This window comes from Bacillus inaquosorum, from assembly GCF_023238325.1.
Taxonomy (GTDB): Bacteria; Bacillota; Bacilli; order Bacillales; family Bacillaceae; genus Bacillus; species Bacillus inaquosorum.
On the sequence record NZ_CP096592.1, the window covers coordinates 839200 to 851515 of the forward strand.

At 47.6% G+C, this 12316-nt stretch carries 10 protein-coding genes; 6 read left to right on the forward strand and 4 right to left on the reverse strand.

Features of this window, described 5'->3' with window-relative positions:
- Positions 1-10: 10 nt before the first annotated feature.
- The 3 genes from M1M80_RS04120 to bcaP all read right to left on the reverse strand — a co-directional run bounded on the left by M1M80_RS04120 (position 11) and on the right by bcaP (position 3536).
- Positions 11-1240 (reverse strand): MFS transporter, encoded by a 1230-nt coding sequence (locus M1M80_RS04120; protein WP_060398133.1) that lies wholly within the window; start codon positions 1238-1240, stop codon positions 11-13.
- 111 nt (positions 1241-1351) lie between these two features.
- Positions 1352-2059, reverse strand: coding sequence for a YjjG family noncanonical pyrimidine nucleotidase (locus tag M1M80_RS04125; RefSeq protein WP_060398134.1), 708 nt, complete (start codon positions 2057-2059; stop codon positions 1352-1354).
- Positions 2060-2150: 91 nt separating this feature from the next.
- On the reverse strand, positions 2151-3536 hold the full coding sequence (bcaP, locus tag M1M80_RS04130; RefSeq protein WP_060398135.1) for a branched-chain amino acid transporter BcaP: 1386 nt from the start codon (positions 3534-3536) through the stop codon (positions 2151-2153).
- 247 nt (positions 3537-3783) lie between these two features.
- Between bcaP and yfmT the strand changes: the two genes are divergently transcribed.
- The 6 genes from yfmT (at position 3784) to M1M80_RS04160 (ending at position 10509) form a co-directional block, all read left to right on the forward strand.
- Positions 3784-5241, forward strand: coding sequence for a benzaldehyde dehydrogenase (gene yfmT, locus M1M80_RS04135; RefSeq protein WP_060398136.1), 1458 nt, complete (start codon positions 3784-3786; stop codon positions 5239-5241).
- Between the two features lie 469 nt (positions 5242-5710).
- Positions 5711-6115, forward strand: a complete 405-nt coding sequence (locus M1M80_RS21645) for a methyl-accepting chemotaxis protein (protein ID WP_410549081.1) — start codon at positions 5711-5713, stop codon at positions 6113-6115.
- Positions 6116-6249: 134 nt separating this feature from the next.
- Positions 6250-8139: an ABC-F family ATP-binding cassette domain-containing protein gene (locus M1M80_RS04145; RefSeq protein ID WP_060398138.1), complete on the forward strand. Its 1890-nt coding sequence runs from the start codon at positions 6250-6252 to the stop codon at positions 8137-8139.
- A gap of 123 nt (positions 8140-8262) precedes the next feature.
- Entirely contained in the window at positions 8263-8709 is a 447-nt protein-coding gene (locus tag M1M80_RS04150) for a YfmQ family protein (RefSeq protein ID WP_003239949.1), read from the forward strand.
- Between the two features lie 121 nt (positions 8710-8830).
- Positions 8831-9253, forward strand: coding sequence for a MerR family transcriptional regulator (locus M1M80_RS04155; protein ID WP_003239946.1), 423 nt, complete (start codon positions 8831-8833; stop codon positions 9251-9253).
- 65 nt (positions 9254-9318) lie between these two features.
- Entirely contained in the window at positions 9319-10509 is a 1191-nt protein-coding gene (locus M1M80_RS04160; protein ID WP_060398139.1) for an MFS transporter, read from the forward strand.
- Positions 10510-10673: 164 nt separating this feature from the next.
- Here the strand turns inward: M1M80_RS04160 and M1M80_RS04165 are convergent, their stop codons facing one another.
- Entirely contained in the window at positions 10674-12230 is a 1557-nt protein-coding gene (locus M1M80_RS04165) for an ABC-F family ATP-binding cassette domain-containing protein (RefSeq protein WP_019257748.1), read from the reverse strand.
- Positions 12231-12316: the final 86 nt, after the last annotated feature.

Below are 12316 nucleotides of genomic sequence, written 5' to 3' on the forward strand. Positions count from 1 at the left end.
CAGGGGTTTTTCAGCTATGCCACTCTCTCAGCTTCTGATCGCTCGGCAATAAGAAGGCTAGGATGCCGAGGACAGGGAGAAAGGCAATGGCGATCATTGTCGGGGTCAATCCCGCGGCGTCAATCAGAGCGCCCAGCGCCACAGCGCCGATCGCGCCCATTCCGAAGGCAAGCCCGACGGTCAAACCGGACATTGTGCCGATTTTTCCAGGAACAAGCTCCTGTGCGTAGACAACCGTTACGGAAAAGCTCGACATCAGAACCAAGCCGATCAATGCGAGCACACCATAGGCGAGCACCGGTCCGGAAAATGGAAGCACAATCGCCAGCGGCGCCGAGCAGAGCAGCGAACCGAGAATCACGAAGCGTTTTCCGAAACGGTCTGCAAGCGGGCCGCCAAGAAACGTGCCGACAGCGCCGAACAGCAAAAAGACAAAAATATAGCTCTGTGCCTGCTGAATGCTTACGTGATATGTATCCATCGCGTAAAACGTGTAAAAGTTGCCGATTGCACTCGTATACCAAGAACGTGCAAAAATGAGAAATATAATAATGATAAGAGCAGATACAACAGACTTGGTGATAGCCGTGTTTTCAGCCGTTTTCTTTTGTTTGCCGGACTTCTGGGCAAGACTTCCGAGACGTGCAGCGTACCATTTCGCAATATACAGCAGAAACATAACAGCGAGCGCGGCGACAAGCGTGAACCAAACAGCGCCGAATTGCCCGAGCGGCACAAGGATCAGCGCGGTGATCAGAGGCGCCATCGCCTGGCCTGAGTTTCCGCCCACCTGATAGATCGACTGGGCGAGCCCGCGTTTTGTGCCGGCTGCCATATACGCCACACGGGAGCCTTCCGGATGGAAAATGGCCGAGCCTAATCCGATGAAAAACACACAGCATAAAATCGTTACAAATGATGGGGCAAATGCAAGGCCTAAAATGCCGAGCATGCTGGCGGTCAGACCGATTGGCAGCGCGTAGGGCCGCGGCCGTTTATCGGTATACCAGCCGACGACAGGCTGCATGACGGATGATACCATGTTTAATGTGAAAGCGATGATGCCGAGCTGTGTAAATGTCAAGCTCATGGAGCGTTCCAAAATAGGGAACATGGCCGGAATCACGGCTTGCAGCGAATCGTTGAGCATGTGGCAGATTCCGATGATAATCAAAATCGGATACACCGTGGTGCCGGGTTTTTGAACTGTTTTTTCTTTTAGCGGGGCGGCAATAGCCAAATGAGTCTCCTCCTTACATATATAGCCAAAGCATATCACCATATTATTCATAAGGTGAAGAATTTATCAAGAGGAAAATAGACTCTTCTAAAAGAAACGCCGTCAGCATGATTAGCAGCTGACGGTATTTTCGATATTCAAAATATGATACAGCTCTTCAAGCTTACGAATTTCATAAGTTGGCATGATTTCTGACTCATTCGGCTTCATGTCAGGGTTCATCCAGCAATTATCAAGCCCGGCGAGCTGTCCGCCTTTGATATCAGCAGTCAGGGAATCGCCGATGATTAATGCGTGCTCTGCTGAAAATTGGGGAATCCGTTCAAACACGTAATCGAAATATTCCTTCATTGGCTTTTGGTAGCCTGTGTCTTCGGAAACGAAAATATCCTTGAAGAACGGAAATAATCCTGAATCACGGAGACGCTTGTATTGTGTCTTAGACACACCGTTTGTCACGATATACAAATCAAACTGATGCTGCAGATTTGAGATAAGATCAAAAGCGCCGTCAATAAGCTGATGCCCTTCTTCAAGAAAGCTGCGGTATTTTTGCTCAAGCAAGGCGCCGTCCGCCTCATAACCGTATTCCTTGAACAAAGCGGAAAAACGGGTGTTCACGACTTCATCCCGTGTAATTTTTCCTTCTTCAAAGGCTCTCCAGAGACCTTGATTGATTGTTTTATACTGCGTCTTCATTTCATCTGTTAAAGGAATGTTCTGATCTTCAAACAGCAAACGCAGCGCTAATGCTTCTGCCGCTTTAAAATCAAGGATGGTATCATCTACATCAAATAATAAAGTGCGGTATTGTTTCATCGATTTGTCTCCCTTTCTCATATGTACTGAAAGTATAGCACATAAAAAAAGGAAAAAGCCGGCGGGTGAGGCACCGCCGGCTGAAAAGAAATTATTTGTTTAATAAGCTGTGTTTTCTTGAATACAGGAAATAAACCAGTGTTCCGACTGCGATCCAGATCACAAATGAAAGCCATGTGACGCCGGGAAGGCTGTACATGAACCAAAGGCAGATGCCTGCGCTGATAATCGGCACAACCGGAACGAACGGCACTCTGAAGGACGCTTTGATTTCCGGATGTTTCTTTCTTAACACAATGATAGCAATTGAAATGACCGTAAACGCGGCCAGCGTTCCCATGTTCACCAGATGGGCCAGCGTTCCGAGGTTAATAAACCCGGCGATCCCCGCTGCAACGATACCTGTCAGCCATGTGTTGCGGAACGGGGTTTTAAATGACGGATGAACCTTTGCGAACAATCCAGGCAGAAGGCCGTCTCTGCTCATGGCAAATGTCAAACGGACCTGAGCGTACAGCAAAGCGAGCATAACCGTCGTAATCCCGATAATGGCACCGACAGAAATAATTCCGGCAACAGCGTCCTGGCCGACGAATTTAAGCGCAAAGGACACCGGATCCCCGACATTCAATTTCGTATAAGGCATCATGCCTGTCAGCACTAGCGATACCGTGATGTATAGAACCGTACAGACGGCAAGCGCTGAAATAATGCCGACGGGCATGTTTTTTTGCGGATTTTTCACTTCCTCTGAAGCGTTAGAAACCGCGTCAAACCCGAGATACGCGAAGAATACAGTTGCCGCGCTGACAATGACGCCTTTCATCCCGAATGGCATAAAAGGAGACCAATTATCCGGTTTGACATAACCGATGCCGACAATGATGAACAATAAAATGATCCCGATTTTCATCAGTACGATGACGTTGTTAAAGCGTGTGCTTTCCTTGACGCCTCTGCTGACAATCGCAGTGATGAGGAGAATGATCACTGCAGCCGGAAGATTGAACACGGCGCCCGGCGTGCTTCCCGGCGCTCCTGTCAGTGCGGCCGGAATATGAAGGTTGAAGCCGGCAAGCAGTGATTGAAAGTATGAAGACCAGCCGGTGGCAACCGCCGACAGCGCAATGACATATTCAAGCATGAGGTCCCATCCGATCAAAAAGGCAAGCAGCTCTCCGAGTGTCACGTAGGAGTATGAGTACACGCTTCCCGAAATCGGAATCGAAGACGAAAACTCAGCATAGCAGAAGGCAGCGAGCGCACAGGCGAGCCCCGCTAAAATAAACGATATGATAAGGGCGGGACCTGCACCGGTCGCTGCCACTGTTCCTGTAATGACAAAAATCCCTGTACCGATGACACAACCGATACCAAGCAAGGTTAAATCAAATGCGCTTAACGTACGGGCAAGGCTTTTTGACTTGCTCTGCGCACTCAATGTTTCAAGCGGTTTTTTTCTAAATAATGAACTCATCAAAAGTTCCTCCTGGAAGATTCAAAATATTCTAATCATTATATACAGTTCTTGTTGTATTATATTGTCGAAATTTGGCGCAGTCAATAAAATATTTTTCCACTTTAAACGATAGAAGCGAAACAGCGTTGTCGTATTATAGGATAGTAATTTTTACTAATAACATATTCAATTTTATGCAGGGTGAACCGATAGAAAAAATAGATTCGCCCAATTTTGACTTGCGGTTAAAAAGGAGATGCTGACCATGTTTCAATATGAAGAGTTGAATAAACAGTTTATCGGCGGGAAATGGCAGGAGGGCAGCAGCCCGAATGTATTGGAAAACAAAAATCCTTATACTCAAAAAACATTTACAACCTTCCAAAAAGCGACTGCTGATGATGTAGATGAAGCGTATCGAGCAGCGGCGCTGGCAAAGAAAAAATGGGATGCGGTCAATCCGTTCGAGAAAAGAAATATCTTAGAAAAAGCTGTCACGTATATTGAAGAGAACGAAGAAGCCATCATTTATTTGATTATGGAAGAGCTTGGCGGAACAAGGCTCAAAGCGGCCTTTGAAATCGGGCTTGTTAAAAACATCATGAAAGAAGCGGCGACGTTCCCTGTCCGCATGGAAGGAAAAATTCTTCCGTCAACAATAGACGGCAAGGAAAACAGATTATATCGCGTGCCGGCAGGCGTTGTCGGTGTCATCAGTCCATTTAATTTTCCATTCTTTTTATCTATGAAATCAGTGGCGCCCGCGCTTGGAGCCGGCAATGGCGTCGTGTTAAAGCCGCATGAGGAAACACCGATTTGCGGCGGTACGCTGATTGCGAAAATTTTTGAGAACGCGGGAATTCCAGAGGGGCTGCTGAATGTTGTTGTTACAGACATTGCAGAGATCGGAGACAGCTTTGTCGAACACCCGGTGCCGCGGATCATCTCATTTACAGGTTCTACGAAAGTCGGCAGCTACATCGGCCAGCTTGCGATGAAGCATTTTAAAAAGCCGCTTCTTGAACTCGGCGGAAACAGCGCCTTTATCGTGCTTGAAGATGCGGATATCGAATATGCGGTTAATGCGGCAGTGTTCAGCCGATTTACACACCAAGGACAGATTTGTATGTCAGCCAACCGCGTACTTGTTCACTCATCAATTTATGATAAGTTCCTTGAACTGTATCAGGCAAAAGTGGAATCGCTGAAAGTCGGTGACCCGATGGACCCTGATACGATTATCGGGCCTCTAATCAACAGCAGACAGACTGACGGGCTGATGAGATCTGTTGAGAAAGCAATTGAAGAAGGCGCTGTTCCAGTGAAGCTTGGCGGATTTAACGGAACGATCGTGGAACCGACGATCTTAAAAGACGTGAAACCGTTCATGAGCATTGCCAAGGAAGAGCTGTTCGGACCTGTCGTATCCTTTATGAAATTTGATTCAGAAGACGAAGCGGTCGATATCGCAAACGAAACCCCGTTTGGCTTGAGCGGTGCCGTACATACGTCAAACCTTGAGCGCGGCGTGGCTTTTGCGAAACGCATTGAAACAGGCATGATTCACGTCAATGACACGACAATCAACGATGAACCGAATGTGGCCTTCGGCGGTGAAAAACAATCCGGTCTCGGCCGTTTGAACGGCGAGTGGAGCCTTGAAGAATTTACGACACTGAAATGGATTTCGGTCCAGCACGAAAAACGCAGCTTCCCTTATTAATGAATAGGAGTGAATGGAATTGAGCATAAGAACGGAAAAAGAAACCGCAGACCTTCTGGACGCGTTTGTCAAAGTAGCCCCTTATTTAAACAGCCTGGTTCAGGATGATATTACAATCGGCATTTACGATACGGAAAAACTGCTTGTGAATATACCTGCCAAAACCTTTTCTCTCAACGTAAAAGCCGGCGATCCGCTGCAGGAAGGGGATATTATTACAGACGCCATCCGCACCAATCAGAAGAAGACGAGCATGGTTCCGAAAGAATTGTTCGGCTTCCCATTGATTGCACGCGCCATCCCGCTCCACGACGAGAATGGAAGAGTGATAGGGGGCGTCGGCCTCGGAACGAGCCTTGAGGAGTCGTCTAAGCTTCATGATGTGGCGGAAAGCTTATCGGCTGTTGTTGAACAAACGGCAGCAGCCATTTCCGATATTTCTGAATCAATCAACGGGTTTTCATCTCAAATGACGGGCATTTCCTCTCAGGCGAAAAAGGTAAGCGAAAGCGCCGGTGAAATCGCCGATATTTCAGTAACCGTGAAAGGCATCTCTGACCAAAGCAACCTGCTCGGCCTGAACGCCGCGATCGAAGCGGCGAGAGCAGGGGAGTCTGGAAAAGGCTTCTCTGTCGTTGCAGATGAGATCAGAAAGCTAGCAACGCATTCGAAAGAAAATGTCGGCCAGATTGACCAGATCACGAAAAAAATCCACAGCCTGCTGAAAGGGCTGGAGGAATCAATCGAGTCGATTAATCAGCATACAGACGAACAAGCCGCTGCCGTTGAACAAATTTCCGCCACGATGCAGGAGATTTCAGGAAGCGCACAGCATCTCGCAAAAATGGCAGAAAAAGCGCTTGAGGAAGAATAAAAGACCAGGGACGAACGTCCCCGGTCTTTTTTCTATCCTGTATTTCCATGAACTTTGTCTGACGTTTTACTAGTTTTATTCCAACGGCTGATTTAAAATGTACACATGAACTTACGTGAGGATTGATAGGAACCATGAGCATACTAAAAGCGGAAAATCTATATAAAACATACGGAGATAAAACATTATTTGATCACATCTCCTTTCATATTGAAGAGAATGAAAGAATCGGATTAATCGGGCCGAACGGAACAGGAAAATCAACGCTGCTGAAAGTGATTGCCGGCTTGGAATCTATCGAAGAGGGAGACATCACGAAATCAGGCAGCGTGCACGTTGAATTTCTTCATCAAGACCCGGAGCTGCCTGCGGGGCAAACTGTGCTGGAGCATATCTATTCCGGTGAATCGGCTGTGATGAAAACCTTGCGTGAATATGAAAAAGCGCTGAATGAACTGGGGGAAGATCCCGAAAATGAACAGCGCCAGAAGCACCTGCTGGCTGCGCAGGCGAAAATGGATGCGAACAACGCGTGGGATGCGAACACCTTGGCAAAAACCGTATTGTCTAAGCTGGGCGTCAACGACGTAACAAAGCCAGTAAACGAGCTCTCAGGCGGTCAGAAAAAACGGGTGGCCATTGCCAAAAACTTAATTCAGCCCGCTGATCTGCTGATTTTAGACGAGCCGACGAACCATTTGGATAATGAAACGATTGAGTGGCTTGAAGGATATTTAAGCCAATATCCCGGCGCCGTCATGCTGGTGACGCACGACAGGTATTTCTTAAATCGTGTCACGAACCGCATTTATGAGCTCGAACGAGGCAGCCTCTACACGTACAAAGGCAACTATGAAGTGTTTTTAGAAAAACGCGCGGAACGGGAAGCGCAGGCTGAGCAAAAGGAAACGAAGCGGCAAAACCTGCTGCGCCGCGAACTGGCTTGGCTTAGACGGGGAGCGAAAGCGCGCTCCACAAAACAAAAGGCGAGAATTGACCGAGTGGAGGCGCTTAAGGAGCAGAAAGGCCCTCAGTCATCTGGCTCACTCGACTTTGCGATTGGCTCCCACCGTCTTGGCAAACAGGTCATTGAAGCGGAGAACGTGATGATCGCTTATGACGGCCGCATACTTGTCGACCGCTTTAATGAGCTGGTCATACCGGGTGAACGGATTGGGATCATCGGGCCAAATGGCATCGGAAAAACAACGCTGTTAAATGCCCTTGCCGGCCGTCATACTCCAGATGGCGGCCATATTGCGATCGGCCAGACCGTCAGAATCGGCTACTATACCCAGGATCATAGTGAAATGAATGGCGAGTTAAAGGTCATTGAATATATAAAAGAAACGGCGGAGGTCGTAAAAACAGCGGATGGCGATATCATTACAGCTGAACAAATGCTGGAGCGTTTCCTCTTCCCGCGTTCGATGCAGCAGACGTATATCCGCAAGCTGTCCGGAGGAGAAAAACGCCGTTTATACTTGCTTCAGGTTCTCATGCAGGAGCCGAATGTCCTGTTTCTCGATGAGCCGACGAACGATTTGGATACCGAAACATTAAGCGTCCTGGAGGATTATCTCGACCAGTTCCCTGGCGTCGTCATCACCGTATCCCATGACCGCTACTTCCTTGACCGTGTCGTCGACCGTTTGATTGTGTTTGAAGGAAATGGCGTCATTTCCCGCTTCCAAGGCTCCTACAGTGATTACATGGAGGAATCAAAAGCGAAAAAAACAGCTGAAAAACCGGCTGCTGAAGCAAAACAGCCCGAAGCTGAGCCGAAGAAAAAACGGAAAAAGCTTTCCTACAAAGATCAGCTTGAATGGGACGGCATCGAAGATAAAATTGCCCAGCTGGAAGAAAAGCATGAGCAGCTTGAAGCTGACATCGCCGCAGCAGGCAGCGATTTCGGAAAAATCCAAGAGCTGATGGCCGAACAGGCGAAAACGGCGGAAGAGCTTGAGGCGGCTATGGACCGTTGGACAGAATTGTCCCTCATGATAGAAGAATTTGAAAGCTAAAAAAGTGCGGCCCGCAGCAGGCCGCGCTTTTTTCACATAATGTACAAAAACGAAACACCCTGCTTATGATAGGATGAAATTGTGTGTCAGCGGCACATGGAAAACTAATGGAGATGATGAAGTATGACATTGACTATCGTGATGTTAATCCTCATGAGTCTGGTGAAAATCGTATTAACCTGTCTTCCAACAGGCGTCATGGAATGGCTGCTCAGCAAATTTGAGGTGCACGCCAAGCTGAGTGACGAAAATGCCGTTCTCTCTCTAGCTGGAAAACGTCTTGAGGGGGAAGAGAAGCAGAAAGTGATTGACCAATTTAACGAAGCTGTCTTCCTGGAGAAGTATTATATTTACCCAGGTGACGAAGAGCGTTATTTATATCCGGAAAACGGCGGTACGCCGCTGGTGATAGATACGAAAAAAGGCAAAAATGATGTGAAGCTGTTTGTGTACCGCTACGACGACCATATTGACGTCGTGAAGCAGTACAAGAAGAAAGTGATTGCGTATCAATTGCTTTCTGAAAGCCTTCAAAAGCAGTCTCTGTCAGTGACAGGAAGTTTGGCTTAAACAGGACAGTGAAAGACGGGTGCTTTATGCACTCGTTTTTTTATTGATTTTCAAACTTTACGTTTACGTTAAGGTTCAAAAGGTGTATAATGGGAACAGAAACGGCGAAGGGGGATTTACCTTGGAATGGATGAAGATTGATCAAGTAGCCAAAAGAAGCGGGCTGACAAAGCGGACCATCCGGTTTTATGAAGAAATCGGTTTGATTCCGGCGCCGAAACGGACAGACGGCGGCGTAAGGCTTTATTCAGAGGATGATATGGAGGAGCTTGAGAAAGTCATCAGCACAAAAGAAGTGCTCGGTTTTTCCCTTCAGGAACTTCAGCATTTCATGGAAACCAGCCGCCAGCTAGAGTTAAACAAAGAGGGGTATTTGTTGTCACTGGATCCTAAGGAACGGAAAGAAAAACTGGAGGAAATTCAGGAAACACTGAATCACCAGCTGGATTTGATTGATGAGAAAATCCGCACATTCGAAAGCTTTAAAGAACGCCTGCAAGGCATGAAAGATAAAGCGGAACGTGCTATTCAATCAATCGAATGAAAAGTTTGCCAAACGCTATTTTTGTAGCGTTTCTTTTAATGGGATAAAGATGGAGGTCAGGTCAAATGGATAAGACAAAACAAGTGAATCAGAAAACGGGCTTGCTCAGTCAGCCGAAAGCGGTATGGGCTGTCGCGTTTGCCTGTGTGATTTCCTTTATGGGAATCGGGCTGGTCGATCCAATTCTTCCGGCAATTGCCGCACAATTACATGCTTCACCTAGTGAAGTATCACTCTTGTTTACAAGTTATTTGCTTGTAACCGGATTTATGATGTTTTTCTCAGGCGCCATTTCCAGCCGTATCGGCGCGAAATGGACGTTAATTCTCGGACTTATTTTTATTATTGTGTTTGCGGGGCTTGGCGGCAGTTCAAGCTCAATTGCTCAGCTAGTCGGCTACCGCGGCGGCTGGGGATTAGGTAATGCTTTGTTTATTTCAACAGCGCTTGCGGTCATCGTCGGCGTGTCTGTCGGGGGCAGCGCCCAAGCGATTATTTTGTATGAGGCGGCGCTCGGTCTCGGGATTTCCGTCGGGCCGCTTGCAGGCGGTGAGCTTGGAAGCATTTCATGGCGCGCACCGTTTTTTGGGGTATCTGTCCTAATGTTTATTGCGTTAATCGCGATTTCTTTCATGCTGCCGAAATTGCCGAAACCGGCAAAACGCGTCGGTGTGTTTGATGCCATGAAGGCGCTCAAATATAAAGGTCTGCTGACGATGGCGGTATCTGCGTTCTTATACAACTTTGGATTTTTTATTTTGCTTGCTTATTCTCCGTTCGTACTGGATTTAGATGAACACGGTCTCGGATATGTCTTCTTTGGCTGGGGCCTTCTGCTGGCTGTTACGTCAGTCTTTACTGCGCCGCTCGTGCACAAAGCGCTGGGCACAGTGCGTTCCTTGGTTGTTCTCTTTATCGCCTTTGCAGTCATTCTCATGATCATGGGGATCTGGACAGACCATCAGACATTGATTATTACATGTATCGTTGTCGCTGGTGCTGTCCTCGGTATGGTGAATACGATCATGACAACCGCTGTGATGGGTTCTGCGCCGGTTGAACGTTCAATCGCGTCTTCAGCCTACAGCTCAGTCCGCTTCATCGGCGGCGCGCTCGCTCCGTGGATTGCGGGAATGCTGTCAGAGCACTTCACAGCAAGCACACCGTATACAGTAGGCGGGATCGTCGTTTTTGTCGGCATGCTTGTCCTTCTCATGGGACGTAAACATCTTGCCGGAATTAAGGCGGGACATTAATAACGAAAGACACTGCGCAGATGCAGTGTCTTTTTTATCATGCAACCTTCTCATTACTACCATATCCATTGCAGCTCATTTTAAAAGACAGAGAGCTGTTGAGAATCGTTCAGAAAAAATGGCAGTAAAAAAACCCGCCCTTCAGCAGGCGGGTTTTCTTCGGTTTAAAGCACTTTCGTCGTCCATGACTCGCAGTTCCATGTTTCTGTCGCGATATCCATATAAAAGTCGGGCTCGTGGGAAATAAGCAGAATGGAACCTTTGTATTCTTTGAGTGCGCGCTTAAGCTCTTCCTTCGCATCGACATCCAAGTGATTTGTCGGCTCATCGAGCACCAGCAGGTTTGTTTCCGAATTGATCAGCTTGCACAATCTGACTTTCGCTTTTTCGCCCCCGCTTAATACGGAGACGCGGCTTTCGATATGCTTTGTCGTCAGTCCGCATTTCGCCAGAGCGGCCCGGATTTCATACTGCGTATACGAAGGGAATTCGCTCCATACCTCTTCGATGCACGTATTGTTGTTTGTTTCCTTGACCTCTTGCTCAAAATAGCCGGTAAAGAGATGCTCGCCGCGTTCAACCGAGCCTTCAAGCGGCTGGATTTCGCCAAGCAGGCTTTTCAGCAATGTCGTTTTTCCTATCCCGTTCGCGCCGTAAAGGGCGATTTTTTGGCCGCGCTCCATGCGGAGGTTCAGCGGACGTGACAGCGGGGAATCGTAACCGATCACCAGATCCTTCGTTTCAAAAATCAGCTTGCCTGACGTTCTCGCCGGCTTGAAGTGGAATTCCGGCTTTGGCTTTTCTGCCGCGAGCTCAATCATATCCATCTTATCGAGTTTCTTTTGGCGGGACATCGCCATGTTTCTCGTGCTGACGCGGGCTTTGTTGCGGGCAACGAAATCCTTCAGCTCAGCGACTTCCTGCTGCTGCTTTTTATACGCTGCTTCAAGCTGCTGTTTCTTCACCTCGTAGACTTCCATAAACTGATGATAGTCGCCGACATAGCGTGTCAGCTCTTGATTTTCAACGTGATAAATCAGGTTGATGACGCTGTTTAAGAACGGAATATCATGGGAAATCAAGATGAACGCGTTCTCGTATTCCTGCAGATAACGTTTCAGCCATTCGATATGCTGTTCATCAAGATAGTTGGTCGGCTCATCGAGAAGAAGAATTTCCGGCTTTTCAAGAAGCAGCTTGGCGAGAAGAACCTTTGTGCGCTGTCCGCCGCTCAAATCAGTGACATCACGCTCTAATCCGATATCGCTCAAGCCGAGGCCGCGGGCAATTTCTTCCACTTTGGAATCAATGATATAAAAATCATTGTTCGTCAGCGCGTCTTGAATCACACCGACTTCTTCAAGCAGCTTTTCGAGCTCGTCGGGATCAGCTTCGCCCATTTTGTTGTAAATCTCGTTCATTTCTTCTTCCATCGCAAATAAATAATGGAATGCGTCTTTCAGGACGTCACGGATGGATTTTCCTTTTTCCAGCACGGTATGCTGATCCAGGTAGCCGACACGGACATTTTTTGACCATTCGACTTTTCCCTCATCAGGTTCAAGCTTTCCGGTAATAATATTCATGAAGGTTGATTTTCCTTCACCGTTTGCGCCGATCAGCCCGACGTGCTCGCCTTTTAACAGGCGGAAGGAGACGTTATTAAAAATGGCCCGGTCACCGAAGCCGTGGCTTAAATCCTTTACAGATAAAATACTCATATTTACACCTCTATCGTTTATCAAACACGCACAATCGGCGTGTATTATTCACCCTTTTGATTATAAAGGAGGAATCGGAATGTTGA